The organism is Limimaricola pyoseonensis, assembly GCF_900102015.1.
In the GTDB taxonomy this organism is placed as follows: Bacteria; Pseudomonadota; Alphaproteobacteria; order Rhodobacterales; family Rhodobacteraceae; genus Limimaricola; species Limimaricola pyoseonensis.
Genome location: NZ_FNAT01000002.1, coordinates 591,117 through 604,465 on the forward strand (window position 1 = coordinate 591,117; position 13,349 = coordinate 604,465).

General features: G+C 71.6%; 13 protein-coding genes. All 13 read left to right on the top strand.

Features of this window, described 5'->3' with window-relative positions; genetic code table 11:
* The first annotated feature begins 62 nt into the window (after positions 1-62).
* The 13 genes from budC to folD all read left to right on the top strand — a co-directional run bounded on the left by budC (position 63) and on the right by folD (position 13,339).
* Positions 63-824, top strand: a complete 762-nt coding sequence (gene budC, locus BLT43_RS06700) for a meso-2,3-butanediol dehydrogenase (RefSeq protein ID WP_090111215.1) — start codon at positions 63-65, stop codon at positions 822-824.
* A gap of 222 nt (positions 825-1,046) precedes the next feature.
* Positions 1,047-1,721 (top strand): protein TolQ, encoded by a 675-nt coding sequence (gene tolQ / locus BLT43_RS06705; RefSeq protein ID WP_207497423.1) that lies wholly within the window; start codon positions 1,047-1,049, stop codon positions 1,719-1,721.
* A 1-nt stretch (position 1,722) separates the two neighbouring features.
* On the top strand, positions 1,723-2,223 hold the full coding sequence (locus BLT43_RS06710; protein WP_090111219.1) for an ExbD/TolR family protein: 501 nt from the start codon (positions 1,723-1,725) through the stop codon (positions 2,221-2,223).
* Positions 2,224-2,235: 12 nt separating this feature from the next.
* Positions 2,236-3,456 (top strand): hypothetical protein, encoded by a 1,221-nt coding sequence (locus tag BLT43_RS06715; protein WP_090111537.1) that lies wholly within the window; start codon positions 2,236-2,238, stop codon positions 3,454-3,456.
* 131 nt (positions 3,457-3,587) lie between these two features.
* Positions 3,588-4,919 (top strand): Tol-Pal system beta propeller repeat protein TolB, encoded by a 1,332-nt coding sequence (gene tolB / locus BLT43_RS06720; RefSeq protein ID WP_207497424.1) that lies wholly within the window; start codon positions 3,588-3,590, stop codon positions 4,917-4,919.
* Positions 4,920-4,989: 70 nt separating this feature from the next.
* Positions 4,990-5,541 carry a peptidoglycan-associated lipoprotein Pal gene (gene pal, locus BLT43_RS06725; RefSeq protein WP_090111220.1) on the top strand — a complete coding sequence of 184 codons (552 nt, stop codon included), beginning with the start codon at positions 4,990-4,992 and terminating at the stop codon, positions 5,539-5,541.
* Entirely contained in the window at positions 5,541-6,377 is an 837-nt protein-coding gene (ybgF, locus tag BLT43_RS06730; RefSeq protein WP_090111222.1) for a tol-pal system protein YbgF, read from the top strand. The genes pal and ybgF overlap by 1 nt, the downstream gene beginning before the upstream one ends.
* The gene (gene tilS / locus BLT43_RS06735) at positions 6,374-7,612 is read left to right on the top strand and encodes a tRNA lysidine(34) synthetase TilS (RefSeq protein ID WP_242652237.1); all 1,239 of its coding nucleotides are present in this window, start codon (positions 6,374-6,376) and stop codon (positions 7,610-7,612) included. The genes ybgF and tilS overlap by 4 nt, the downstream gene beginning before the upstream one ends.
* A gap of 78 nt (positions 7,613-7,690) precedes the next feature.
* On the top strand, positions 7,691-9,610 hold the full coding sequence (gene ftsH, locus BLT43_RS06740) for an ATP-dependent zinc metalloprotease FtsH (protein ID WP_090111224.1): 1,920 nt from the start codon (positions 7,691-7,693) through the stop codon (positions 9,608-9,610).
* A 126-nt stretch (positions 9,611-9,736) separates the two neighbouring features.
* Complete coding sequence (locus BLT43_RS06745) at positions 9,737-10,336, top strand: MOSC domain-containing protein (protein WP_090111226.1); 600 nt, start codon at positions 9,737-9,739, stop codon at positions 10,334-10,336.
* Between the two features lie 79 nt (positions 10,337-10,415).
* Complete coding sequence (locus BLT43_RS06750) at positions 10,416-12,092, top strand: formate--tetrahydrofolate ligase (protein ID WP_090111228.1); 1,677 nt, start codon at positions 10,416-10,418, stop codon at positions 12,090-12,092.
* 51 nt (positions 12,093-12,143) lie between these two features.
* On the top strand, positions 12,144-12,449 hold the full coding sequence (locus tag BLT43_RS06755) for a chorismate mutase (RefSeq protein WP_090111230.1): 306 nt from the start codon (positions 12,144-12,146) through the stop codon (positions 12,447-12,449).
* Positions 12,446-13,339, top strand: coding sequence for a bifunctional methylenetetrahydrofolate dehydrogenase/methenyltetrahydrofolate cyclohydrolase FolD (folD, locus tag BLT43_RS06760; protein ID WP_090111232.1), 894 nt, complete (start codon positions 12,446-12,448; stop codon positions 13,337-13,339). The genes BLT43_RS06755 and folD overlap by 4 nt, the downstream gene beginning before the upstream one ends.
* Positions 13,340-13,349 lie beyond the last annotated feature (10 nt).

Below are 13,349 nucleotides of genomic sequence, written 5' to 3' on the forward strand. Positions count from 1 at the left end.
GAACCCCATCCCTTTCACCGCCGTTGCGGCCCGGCAGCGCCAATGAGTGAAAGGGAAAAACCATGCGTTACAAGGGCAAGACCGTACTCGTCACCGGCGCGGCTTCGGGGATCGGCGCCGCCACGGCGCGGCGCTTCTCGCAGGAGGGCGCGAATGTCGTGCTCTCGGATACCGAATCGAAGGATCTCGAACGAGTCGCACGCGACCTGCCCTCCGCCCATACCCGCACCTTCGCGGGCGACATCGCCAAGCCCGGCGACTGCGAGGCCATGGTGGCCTGCGCGGTCGAGAACTTCGGTGGCCTCGACATCCTCGTGCCCAATGCCGGCTTCGCCGTGGTCGGGCCGATGGAGGACGTCTCGGACGAGAACTTCGCCGGGGTGATCGAGAACAACCTCACCGGCACCTACCGCACCATCAAGGCGGCCTGGGAACCGCTGAAGAAGGCCCGCGGCGCCATCATCGCCACCTCCTCGGTCTCGGGGATGCGCGGCGATTTCGGCGCCTTCGCCTATGCCACCTCGAAGGCGGGCATCTCCAACATGGTCCGCTCGCTCGCGCTCGACTTCCAGCGCCACGGCATCCGCGTCAACGCGGTCGCGCCGGGCTTCACCGAGACGGGGCTCACCGAGGACATGATGAAGGACGAGAAGTTCCTCGAGCGGATGCATGCCCGCATCCCGATGGGCCGGGACGGCCAGCCCGAGGAGATCGCCGCCGTGATCGCCTTTCTCGCCAGCGACGATGCGAGCTTCGTCAACGGCGTGATCATGCCTGTCGATGGCGGCCTGACCGCCTCGAACGGCCAGCCGCCGCTGGCCTGACCCGGCGACCCTGCGGGGGCCGAAGGGGGCGCGGGCGGCCGCCGGACCGCGCCCCCCGGCTTGCGCGGAACTCCGCCGAAGCCAAGGCCTTGGTGATCCCGGCCCTGCCAAACGCCGGGCCGCCATGCGAAGCGCAAGATGGATTCCGCCCGGCGGATCGGCTATTGCGGGGCCCGACAGCGGCCCGCGAGAGGCCGCGCGGGCGTCACGATGGGCAGGCAGATGGAACAGGTTGCAGATTTCACCATGTGGGGGCTGTTCGCCCGCGCGACGATCACCGTCAAGCTGGTGATGATCGGCCTGATTCTCGCCTCGGTCTGGTGCTGGGCGGTGATCGTGGACAAGCTGATCCAGTACCGCGCGGGCCGCGCCGAGGCGGCGCGCTTCGACCGCGCCTTCTGGTCGGGCGAGCCGCTCGACCAGCTGTTCGACGAGATCGGGCCGGCGCCGCGCGGCGCCTCCGAGCGCATCTTCGCCGCCGGCATGACCGAGTGGCGGCGCAGCCACCGCCAGGACGGCGCGCTGATCGCCGGCGCGCAGGCGCGGATCGACCGCGGCATGGACGTGGCGATCGCCAAGGAGGCCTCGCGGCTGCAGCGCGGCCTGCCGGTGCTGGCCACGACCGGCTCGACCGCGCCCTTCATCGGGCTGTTCGGCACCGTCTTCGGCATCATGAACGCCTTCATCGAGATCGCCGAGGCGCAGAACACCAACCTCGCCGTGGTCGCGCCGGGCATCGCCGAGGCGCTGCTCGCCACCGGCCTCGGCCTTCTGGCCGCGATCCCGGCGGTGATCTTCTACAACAAGCTCTCGGCCGATTCCGACCGGCTTATCGGCAGCTATGAGGCCTTCGCCGACGAGTTCTCGACCATCCTGTCGCGCCAGCTGGACAGCTGAGATGGGCGCGAACGTCATCAAGTCGGGCGGGGGCGGCGGCGGCAGCCGCCGCGGTCGCCGGCGCAGCCGGGCGCAGCCGATGGCCGACATCAACATCACGCCCTTCGTCGACGTGATGCTGGTGCTCCTGATCATCTTCATGGTGGCCGCGCCGCTGATGACCGTGGGCATCCCGGTCGAGCTGCCGCAGACCGCCGCCAGCGCGCTGCCCGCCGACGAGGAAGAGCCGCTCACCGTCACCGTCACCGCCGAGGGCGGGCTGATGATCCAGACCACCGAGGTGGCCGAGGGCGAGCTGATCACCCGTCTGCAGGCGATCGCCGCCGAGCGTTCGGGCAACCGCATCTACCTGCGCGCCGACGGCGCCAACGCCTGGAACCGCGTCGCCGAGGTGATGGGCGCGCTCAATGCCGGGGGCTTTTCCAACATCGGTCTCGTCACCGATGTCGGCGGCCCCGATTTCGGCGCGGGCGCGCCGCAGGCGCTGCCCTCGGGCGGCTGAGGCCCTATGGCGATGAGCGTAGGCGGATACATCTCGGCCGGCGGCCATGCCGGGCTGCTGCTCTGGCTCGTTCTGGGCTGGGGCTTCGATTCCGAACCGCTGGATTTCGAGGTGGCCGAGGTCTCGGTCGTCTCGGGCGAGGAATACGCGGCGCTGGTCGCCGCGACCTCGCCGCAGCCCGAGACCGAGACCCCGCCCGCGCCGGAGGCCCCGGCGGTCGAGGACACGCCGCCCGCGCCCGCGGCCGAGACGCCGCCGGCCGAGCAGACGCCGCCACCGCCGCCGCCGCCCGCGACGCCGGTGGAGGAGACGCCGCCGCCGCCCGCGCCCGAGCCGCTGCCGACCCCGCCCGCCGAGCTTGCCGAAGAGGTCGCGCCGCCGGCACCGCCGCCCGCCGCCCCGCCGCCGCCGAGCCCGGTGCCCAACATCGCCGAGCGCCCGGTGCCGCGCCCGGCGCCGCGCGTCGCCCCCGAGGCCGTCGCGCCGCCGCCGCCCGACGCGCAGGTGGCCGACACGGTGCGCGAGGCCGCGACCCCCGACGCCGAGAGCGCGGAGCTGGCCGAGGTCGAGGAGGAGGCCACCGCCCCCGAGGAGGCCACCACCGAAATCGTGACCGAGGCCGAGGAGCCGGCCTCGACGCCCGAGACCGCCGAGACGCCGGCGCCGCCGCAGACCGCCGCGCTCGCGCCGTCGCGCGTGTCGCGCCCCGCCTCGCGGCCGTCGCGTCCAGCGCCCGCCGCGGAGCCCGAGCCCACACCCGAACCGGCCCCGGCGACCGAGCCCGAGACGCAGACCGCCTCCTCGCAGGAGGTCGAGACGCCACCCGTTTCCGACACCAGCGACGCGGTGGCCGATGCGCTGGCCGCCGCGCTGGCGGGCGGCGAAAGCCCGGCCGCGCCCGCCGCCAATCCCGGTCCGCCGATGACCGGCGGCGAACGCGACGCCTTCCGCATCGCGGTGCAGAGCTGCTGGAACGTCGACGTGGGCTCTGAAGCCGCGCGGGTGACGCTGACCGTGGCCTTCGACCTCAACCCGCAGGGGCAGGTCGAGGGCGACGTGCGCCGCGTCTCGGCCGAGGGCGGCACGGAGGGCGCGATGGAGGCGGCCTTCCAGGCGGCGCGCCGCGCCATCCTGCGCTGCCAGGGCGGCGGCTACGTGCTGCCCTCGGACAAGTACGAGCAGTGGAAGGAGGTCGAGATGACCTTCGACCCCTCGGGAATGCGGATGCGCTGATGCACGCTGCGGTCCGCCCCGATCACGCAACCTTCAACCGGCGCGCCCCCTCGGGCGTTGCCCAGAACCCGGTCATCGCGCAGAACAGGGGGCAACGGACCCGCCTGCGGCCTGACGGAACGAGGACAAGAATGCTGACCAGAACCATCGCGCTTCTGCTGCTGCCGCTCGTCGCGGCCACGGCCATCCCCGCGCCTGCGCTCGCGCAGGACGGGCCGCTCCGGATCACCATCTCCGAGGGCGTGATCGAGCCCTTGCCCTTCGCGATCCCGACCTTCCAGGCCGAGACCGCTGGCGCCGAGCAGCTGGCCGCCGACATCACCCGCGTGGCCGCGCAGGACCTGACCGGCACCGGGCTGTTCCGCGAGATCCCGGCGGCCTCCTTCATCTCGACGCCTGCGAGCTTCTCGAGCCCGGTCGCCTATCCCGACTGGCGCGCGATCAACGCGCAGGCGCTGATCACCGGCGCGGTGGCGGTCAATGGCGACCAGCTCACCGTCAAGTTCCGGCTCTACGACGTCTTCACCGGCGCCGAGCTGGGCGAGGGGCTGCAATTCGCCGGCACCAGGGGCGGCTGGCGGCGGATGGGCCACAAGGTGGCCGACGCGGTCTACTCGCGCATCACCGGCGAGAGCGGCTATTTCGACAGCCGCGTCGTCTTCGTCTCCGAGAGCGGCCCCAAGGACAACCGCGCCCGCCGGCTCGGCATCATGGATTACGACGGCGAGAACCGGCAGTTCCTGACCGACAGCAACTCCCTCGTGCTGGCGCCGCGCTTCTCGCCCAGCGGCGACCGGGTTCTCTACACCAGCTACGAGAGCGGCTTTCCCCGGATCAGCCTTCTCGACGTGGCCAGCGTCGGCCGCCGCCAGGTGACCACGGTCGAGGGCGAGATGGCCTTCAGCCCGCGCTTCACAAAGGACGGGCAGTCGGTGATCTACTCGGTCTCCACCGGGGGCAACACCGACATCTACCGCACCGATCTCGGCTCCGGCGCGCATACGCGGCTCACCTCGGCGCCCTCGATCGAGACCTCGCCCTCGCTGTCGCCCGATGGCGGCCGGATCGTGTTCGAGAGCGACCGCTCGGGCACCCAGCAGCTCTACGTCATGCCGGTGGGCGGCGGCGAGCCGCAGCGCATCTCCTTCGGCGAGGGCCGCTACGGCTCGCCCGTGTGGTCGCCGCGCGGCGACCTGATCGCCTTCACCAAGCAGAATGCGGGCCGCTTCCACATCGGTGTGATGCGCACCGACGGCTCCGAGGAGCGGCTGCTCACCTCCTCCTTCCTCGACGAGAGCCCGAGCTGGGCGCCGAACGGCCGGGTGCTGATGTTCACCCGCGAGAGCCAGGGCTCCGAGGGCGGTCCGCAGCTCTACTCGGTCGACATCTCGGGCCGCAACCTCAAGCAGGTGCCGACCGGCGGCTTCGCCTCGGACCCGTCCTGGGGCCCGCTGCAGCAGTGAGACTTTCCCCGGCGCGCGGCCGCGTGCTAGGCATCAACCAAACCATCAAGGCATGGGCAGGACAGTGGATATGAACAAGTTTCTCGTGGCGAGCCTTCTCTGCGGCGCTCTGGCGGTCTCCGCCTGCACCCGTCCCGACCGCTTCGGCGCCGGTGCGGGCGCGGGCGCCGACGGCATGGGGATGGGCGCGGGCGCCGGTCTCGGCCAGTCCGGCGCGATCGGGCAGGCGGGGCTCGGCGGCGCCGGCGACCCGCGCAGCCCCGAGTACTTCCAGCAGAGCATCGGCGACCGCGTGCTCTTCGCCGTCGACCAGTCGACCCTGAGCCCCGAGGCGATGGCGACGCTGGACGGCCAGGCCCAGTGGCTGATGACCAACACCGATTACCTCGCGGTGGTCGAGGGCCATGCCGATGAGCAGGGCACCCGCGAGTACAACGTTGCGCTGGGCGCGCGCCGCGCCAATGCCGCGCGCGAGTACCTGATCTCGCGCGGCGTGCCGGCCAGCCGCCTGCGCACCATCTCCTACGGCAAGGAGCGCCCGGTCGCGACCTGCTCCGACCCGAGCTGCTACGCCCAGAACCGCCGCGCCGTCACCGTGATCGCCGCGGGGGCGCTGAGCTGATGCTGAAACCCCTGCGCAGCCTCGCGCTCCTGTGCGCCCTCGCGGCCCCGGCCGCGGGGCTGGCGCAGGGGCAGGACACCACGCTGGCCGATATCCGCCAGCAGCTCTCGGTGCTCTACGGCGACATCCAGAAGCTCAAATCCGAGCTGAACACCACCGGCGCGCCCTCCGCGGCGGTGGGCGGCAATTCCGCGCTCGAGCGGCTGAACGCCATCGAGTCGCAGCTCCAGGGCCTGACCTCGAAGACAGAGGAGCTGGAGTTCCGGATCAACCGGATCACCACCGACGGCACCAACCGCATCGGCGACCTCGAATTCCGGCTCTGCGAGCTGGAGGAGGGCTGCGACATCTCCCAGCTCGGCGACACGCCGAGCCTGGGCGGCGTCGACAGCGCCGCCGCCGTGCCCACCCCCGCCCCGGCGCCCAGCGCCGAAGCCGGCGGCCCCGCCCTCGCCATCGGCGAGAAGGCGGATTTCGAGCGGGCGTCGGAGGCGCTCGCACAGGGTGACTTTCAAGGCGCCGCTGACAAGTTTGCGGCCTATCTCCAGACCTACCCGGGCGGTGCGCTGAGCTCCGAGGCGCTCTACAAGCGCGGCCAGGCCCTGGCCGGGCTGGGCGACAACGCCGCCGCGGCGCGGGCCTATCTCGACAGCTTCTCGGGCGATCCCGACGGCAAGGTGGCGGCGCAGGCGCTCTACGAGCTGGGCCAGGCGCTGGCGGCGCTGGGGCAGGTGCCCGATGCCTGCGTCACGCTGGGCGAGGTCGGCGGCCGCTTCCCGGGCGACCCGGCGGCGGCCCAGGCGCAGACCGCGATGCGGGCGCTGAACTGCCAGTGACCGGCGGGGCGGAGGGCCCGGCCCTTCGCGCCACGGCCATCCTCGACCGCGACCCGCCGCGGGCCCTTGGCCTCGCGGTCTCGGGCGGCGGCGATTCCGTCGCCATGCTGCACCTGCTGGCGCCCGCGGCGCGGGCGCGCGGCATCGGGCTCCATGCGGCCACCGTCGATCACGGGCTGAGGCCCGAGGCGCGCGACGAGGCGCGCCGCGTGGCCCGCGCCTGCGCCGCCCTCGGCGTGCCGCACGATATCCTCGAATGGACCGGCTGGGACGGGCGCGGCAACCTGCAGGACGCCGCCCGCCGCGCGCGGCGGGCTCTTCTGACAGACTGGGCCGCCAAGCGCGGCCTCGACGCCGTGGCGCTGGGCCACACTCGCGACGACCAAGCCGAGACCGTGCTGATGCGGCTGGCGCGCGGTTCCGGCGTCGACGGGCTGGCGGCGATGGCCATTGAGCGCCGCGAGGCCGGGCTGCGCTGGCTGCGGCCCTTGCTCGGGATCGGCCGCGCCGAGCTGCGCGACTGGCTCACCGGTCAGGGGATCGGCTGGGACGAGGACCCCTCGAACGAGGATCGCGGCTTTCAGCGGGTGCGGGCGCGCGATGCGCTGGCGGCGCTCGCCCCGCTCGGCCTCGAGGTGGATGGTCTGGTCGCCACCGCCGAACGCATGGCGATGGCGCGCGCGGCGCTGGATGCGCTGGCGGCGGAGCTGTCGTCCCGCGCCCTGCGGCTGGTCGCGGGCGCGGTGGCGGTCGATCTCGCCGCGTATCGGGCCGCCCCCGAGGAGACCCGCCTGCGCCTCGCCGCGGCGGCGCTGCGCTGGATCGGCGGCGGGGCCTACCGGCCGCGCCTCGTGCCGCTGCGCGCCGCGCTGGAGGGGGCGGCCGAGGGGCGACGGCGCACGCTGGCGGGGGTGACGCTGCGTGCCGCGCGCGGCACGCTCTGGCTTTGTCGCGAGCCGAAGGCGGTCGAGGGGCCGGTCGCGCCGGATACGCCGTGGGACGGGCGCTGGCAGGTCTCGGGGCCGGGCGGGGCGGTCAGGCTCGCCGCGCTCGGTGCCGAAGGGCTGCGGCAATGCCCCGGATGGCGCGATCTCGGCCTGCCGCGCGACGCGCTTCTGCCCACGCCCGCGCTGTGGGACGGCGCGCGGCTGGTCGCCGCGCCCTGCGCGGGCCGTGCCGAAGGCTGGAGGGCGCGGATTGTCGCGGATTTCCCTTACCCGACGCTTCCGCATTGAAGATGCCGCCCCGATCTCTATTTTAGATCCATGGTCGGGGTTCGTGCCCCGCCACACCAATTTTCGGAGGAAATCCCCTTGGGCAACGCGCGCAACATCGCCTTCTGGGTCGTGCTGTTCCTGCTGATCCTGGCGCTGTTCAACCTGTTCAGCGGCGGTCAGTCCACGCTTCAGTCGAACTCCCGCAACTATTCCGACTTCGTCGAGGCGGTCGAGACCGGCAACGTGTCGCAGGTCACGCTGGACGGCGAGGAAGTGCGCTATCGCGGCACCGACGGCCGCGACTACGTCACCATCAAGCCCGAGGACGCCGAGGTCACGCAGCTGCTGATCGACCGCGACATCCCGATCACCGCGCGCAGCCAGGAGCAGTCGGGCTTCACCACCTTCCTGCTGTCGCTGCTGCCCTTCCTGCTGCTGATCGGCGTCTGGATCTACTTCATGAACCGGATGCAGGGCGGCGGCCGTGGCGGTGCCATGGGCTTCGGCAAGAGCCGCGCCAAGCTGCTGACCGAGAAGCACGGCCGCGTCACCTTCGACGACGTCGCTGGCATCGACGAGGCCAAGGACGAGCTCGAGGAGATCGTCGAGTTCCTGCGCAACCCGCAGAAGTTCTCGCGCCTGGGCGGCAAGATCCCCAAGGGCGCGCTGCTCGTGGGCCCTCCGGGCACCGGTAAGACGCTTCTGGCGCGTGCCATCGCGGGCGAGGCGGGCGTGCCGTTCTTCACCATCTCGGGCTCCGACTTCGTCGAGATGTTCGTGGGCGTGGGTGCCTCCCGCGTGCGCGACATGTTCGAGCAGGCCAAGAAGAACGCGCCCTGCATCGTCTTCATCGACGAGATCGACGCGGTCGGCCGCTCGCGTGGCGTGGGCTATGGCGGCGGCAACGACGAGCGCGAGCAGACGCTGAACCAGCTTCTGGTGGAGATGGACGGCTTCGAGGCCAACGAGGGCATCATCATCGTCGCCGCGACCAACCGCCCCGACGTGCTCGACCCCGCGCTGCTGCGTCCCGGTCGCTTCGACCGGCAGGTGCAGGTGCCGAACCCGGACATCAAGGGCCGCGAGAAGATCCTCGGCGTGCATGCCCGCAAGGTGCCGCTGGGCCCGGACGTCGACCTGCGCATCATCGCCCGCGGCACGCCCGGCTTCTCGGGCGCCGATCTCGCCAACCTCGTCAACGAGGCGGCGCTGATGGCCGCGCGCGTCGGCCGGCGCTTCGTCACGATGATCGATTTCGAGAACGCCAAGGACAAGGTCATGATGGGCAGCGAGCGCCGCTCCATGGTCATGACCGAGGACGAGAAGAAGCTGACCGCCTATCACGAGGCCGGTCACGCCATCGTCGGCCTCAACGTCCCGCAGCACGACCCGATCCACAAGGCGACGATCATCCCGCGCGGCCGGGCGCTGGGCCTCGTGCTCAGCCTGCCCGAGCGTGACCAGCTCTCGGTGACCTACACCAAGTACAAGTCGAAGATCGCCATGGCGATGGGCGGCAAGGTGGCCGAGGAGCTGATCTTCGGGAAGGAGAACGTGACCTCGGGCGCGACCTCGGACATCCAGCAGGTGTCGAAGATCGCCCGCGCGATGGTCACGCAGTTCGGCTTCTCCGACAAGATCGGCCATATCGACTACGCCAACGAGCAGCAGAGCTATCTCGGCTCCTACTCGGGCGGGGCGAGCCACTCGGCCGACACCCAGAAGGTGATCGACGAGGAGGTCCGCCGGATCATCGACGAGGGCTACGAGACCGCCAAGCGCATCCTCACCGAGAAGCGCGAGGATCTCGAGCGGCTGGCGCAGGGCCTGCTGGAATACGAGACGCTGACAGGCAACGAGATCACCCGCGTGATCGCCGGCGAGCCGCTGAACCGCGGTGACGACGACGACCACCAGAAGCCCGAGCAGGGCGGCGGGGCCTCGGTCACGGCGATCCCGAAGACCCGCAAGCCGAAGTCGAGCGAGGGCGGCATGGAGCCCGAGCCCAGCGCCTGACCCGGCACGACGTCGACCCTGAAGCCCCGGCCACCCGCGCCGGGGCTTTTTCGTTGCGCGGCGCAACCCGAGCTTGAGCGCCCGGTCCGGCGCTGGCATGGAAGCGGCGCAGACCGAGGAGACGCCATGCCCGCGCTTGTTCCCACCGATCATTACGGCCGCATCACCTGGCTCGGCCGGGTGCCGCATCGCGACGCGGCGCCGATCGTCACCGACCCGCTCGAGGCGATGCCGCTCGGCTTCGAGGGGCTCGCGGGCGAGGTCCATGCCGGGCTGACCCGGCCGTCCTGCTCGCGCGTCACCTCGCAGCACCCCAAGGGCACCGAGATCGCCAACACCCGCCAGCTCAGCCTGCTGGGCGCGGAGGAGCTGGCCAGGATCGCGCGGACGCTCGATCTCGACGCGCTCGATCCGGCTTGGCTCGGCGCCTCGGTGGTGATCGAGGGGCTGCCGGATTTCAGCCACCTGCCGCCCTCGGCGCGGATCCAGTCCGAGGAGGGCTGCACGCTGGTGGTCGACATGCAGAACCGGCCCTGCCAGTTCCCGGCGATGACCATCGAGGCGGCGAGGCCCGGCCACGGCAAGGCCTTCAAGCGCGCCTCCGAGGGGCTGCGCGGCGTCACCGCCTGGGTCGAGCGGCCCGGCACGCTCCGGCTCGGCGACCGGGTGCGGCTGCACGTGCCCGACCAGCGCGCCTGGCGGCCCGAGGCGGCGCAGGACGCTTGAGGGCTCTGAAACGTCGTCCGCGCACGGCCCCGGCCGGCGGGGCGGCGCCATCCTGAAGGAACCAGCGAGGGGGCACGCCATGAGCCAGTTCAGCGACATCGAGATCGCCCGCGCGGCGGACAAGCTGCCGATCCAGGAGATCGGCGCGCGGCTGGGCATACCGGCCGCCGACCTTCTTCCCTACGGCCACGACAAGGCCAAGGTGGGTCAGCGCTTCATCGACGGGCTGAAGGACCGGCCCGACGGCCGGCTGATCCTCGTCACCGCGATCAATCCGACGCCGGCGGGCGAGGGCAAGACCACCACCACGGTGGGCCTGGGCGACGCGCTGAACCGGATCGGCAAGAACGCCGCCATCTGCATCCGCGAGGCCTCTCTGGGGCCGAATTTCGGCATGAAGGGCGGCGCCGCGGGCGGCGGCTACGCGCAGGTCGTGCCGATGGAGGACATGAACCTCCATTTCACCGGCGACTTCCACGCGATCACCAGCGCCCACAACCTGCTTTCGGCGATGATCGACAACCACGTCTACTGGGGCAACGATCTGGAGATCGACACCCGCCGCATCGTCTGGCGGCGGGTGGTCGACATGAACGACCGGGCGCTCAGGCAGATCACGGCGAGCCTGGGCGGCGTCACCAACGGCTTTCCGCGCGAGGCGGGCTTCGACATCACGGTGGCTTCCGAGGTCATGGCGATCCTCTGCCTCGCCACCGATCTCGACGACCTGCAGCGCCGGCTGGGCGACATGATCGTCGCCTACCGCCGCGACAAGACCCCGGTCTTCGCGCGCGACCTCAAGGCCGACGGCGCGATGACGGTCCTGCTCAGGGACGCGATGCAGCCCAACCTCGTGCAGACGCTCGAGAACAACCCCGCCTTCGTGCATGGCGGCCCCTTCGCCAACATCGCGCATGGCTGCAACTCGGTGATCGCCACGAAGACGGCGCTGAAGCTCTCCGATTACGTGGTGACCGAGGCCGGCTTCGGTGCCGATCTCGGGGCCGAGAAGTTCTTCGACATCAAGTGCCGCAAGGCCGGGCTGCGCCCGGACGCGGCGGTGCTGGTGGCGACGATCCGGGCGCTGAAGATGAATGGCGGCGTCGCCAAGGCGGATCTCGGCGGCGCGGATGCCGAGGCGGTGCGCCGCGGCTGCGCCAATCTCGGGCGGCACCTGTCGAATCTGAAGGGCTTCGGCGTGCCGGTGGTGGTGGCGATCAACCATTTCTCGGGCGACACCCCGGCCGAGATCACGGCCGTGCAGGACTACGTGCGCGAGCATGGCGCCGAGGCGGTGGTCTGCCGCCACTGGGCCGAGGGCGGCCGCGGCGTCGAGGCGCTGGCCGAGAAGGTGGTGCGGCTGGCCGAGAGCGGCGCGGCGAGCTTCGCGCCACTTTATGAGGACGGGATGGGCCTGTTCGACAAGATCGACACCGTCGCCCGGCGCATCTACCACGCCGACCAGGCGATCGCCGACGCCACGGTGCGCCAGCAGCTGCACGCCTGGGAGGCGCAGGGCTACGGCCACCTGCCGGTCTGCATGGCCAAGACGCAGTATTCCTTCACCACCGATCCCACCTTGCGCGGCGCGCCGGTGGGCCACGACGTGCCGGTGCGCGAGGTGCGGCTTTCGGCCGGGGCGGGCTTCGTGGTCGCGGTCTGCGGCGACATCATGACCATGCCCGGCCTGCCGCGCGAACCCGCGGCCGAGCGCATCCGGCTGTCGGAGGCCGGCCATGTCGAGGGGCTGTTCTAGCGCCGCGAGACGTGGGAAAAGGCCGCCGAACGAGCTTTCGGAGGACGGCGGATGAAGGCAGCGGCCGAGATCGGTGACATGGCGGAGCTGAGGCGCGAGATCGACGCGATCGACGCGGATCTGGTGGCGCTCCTGGCGCGGCGCTCGACGATGATCGAGCGGGCGATCGAGCTGAAGCCGGCCGAGCGCATGCCCGCGCGGATCGAGAGCCGCGTGCAGGACGTGCTCGACAAGGTGCTGGGGCGGGCGCGCGAGGAGGGGCTCGACCCCGATCTCGCCGAGCGGCTGTGGCGCGAGATGATGGAGCATTTCATCGCGCGCGAGGAAGAGGTTCTGGGCAAGGAGGGCGCCGAGTGACGGCCGAGATCATCGATGGCAAGGCCTTCGCGGCCGATATCCGCGCCCGCGTGGCCGAGCAGGTGGCACAGCTGAAGGCCGGGCACGGCATCACCCCCGGCCTCGCCGTGGTGCTGGTGGGCGAAGACCCGGCGAGCCAGGTCTACGTGAAGTCCAAGGGCCGCAAGACGGTCGAGGTCGGCATGGAGAGCTTCGAGCACCGCCTGCCCGAGGAGACCACCGAGGCCGACCTGCTGGCGCTGGTCGCCAAGCTCAACGCCGACCCGGCCGTGCACGGCATCCTCGTGCAACTGCCGCTGCCGAAGCACATGAACTCCGACGCGGTAATCAACGCGATCGACCCGGCCAAGGACGTGGACGGCTTCCACGTCTCGAATGTCGGTCTTCTGGGCACCGGGCAGAAGGCGATGGTGCCCTGCACGCCGCTGGGCTGCCTGATGATGCTGCGCGCGCAGCTGGGCGACCTGTCGGGCAAGGAGGCGGTGGTGATCGGCCGCTCGAACATCGTCGGCAAGCCGATGGCGCATCTGCTGCTGGGCGACAGCTGCACGGTCAGCATCGCGCACAGCCGCACCCGCGACCTCGCGAACGTGGTGCGCCGCGCCGACATCGTGGTCGCCGCCGTGGGCCGGCCCGGCATGGTCACGGGCGACTGGATCAAGCCCGGCGCGACGGTGATCGACGTCGGCATCAACCGCATCGACGCGGGCGAGGGCAAGACGCGGCTGGTGGGCGATGTCGAGTTCGACAGCGCCAGCGAGGTCGCGGGCGCGATCACCCCGGTGCCGGGCGGCGTCGGCCCGATGACCATCGCCTGCCTCTTGGCCAACACGCTCACCGCCTGCTGCCGCGCCAACGGCCTGCCGGAGCCCGAAGGGCTGACCGCCTGAGCGGGACGCC

Bases quoted from the DNA above. Each gene is read 5' to 3' on its own strand.
- budC (WP_090111215.1), top strand. From the start codon at position 63: ATGCGTTACAAGGGCAAGACCGTACTCGTCACCGGCGCGGCTTCGGGG.
- pal (WP_090111220.1), top strand. From the start codon at position 4,990: ATGAACAAGTTTCTCGTGGCGAGCCTTCTCTGCGGCGCTCTGGCGGTC.
- tolQ (WP_207497423.1), top strand. From the start codon at position 1,047: ATGGAACAGGTTGCAGATTTCACCATGTGGGGGCTGTTCGCCCGCGCG.
- ybgF (WP_090111222.1), top strand. From the start codon at position 5,541: ATGCTGAAACCCCTGCGCAGCCTCGCGCTCCTGTGCGCCCTCGCGGCC.
- tolB (WP_207497424.1), top strand. From the start codon at position 3,588: ATGCTGACCAGAACCATCGCGCTTCTGCTGCTGCCGCTCGTCGCGGCC.
- BLT43_RS06745 (WP_090111226.1), top strand. From the start codon at position 9,737: ATGCCCGCGCTTGTTCCCACCGATCATTACGGCCGCATCACCTGGCTC.
- BLT43_RS06710 (WP_090111219.1), top strand. From the start codon at position 1,723: ATGGGCGCGAACGTCATCAAGTCGGGCGGGGGCGGCGGCGGCAGCCGC.
- BLT43_RS06715 (WP_090111537.1), top strand. From the start codon at position 2,236: ATGAGCGTAGGCGGATACATCTCGGCCGGCGGCCATGCCGGGCTGCTG.
- BLT43_RS06755 (WP_090111230.1), top strand. From the start codon at position 12,144: ATGAAGGCAGCGGCCGAGATCGGTGACATGGCGGAGCTGAGGCGCGAG.
- BLT43_RS06750 (WP_090111228.1), top strand. From the start codon at position 10,416: ATGAGCCAGTTCAGCGACATCGAGATCGCCCGCGCGGCGGACAAGCTG.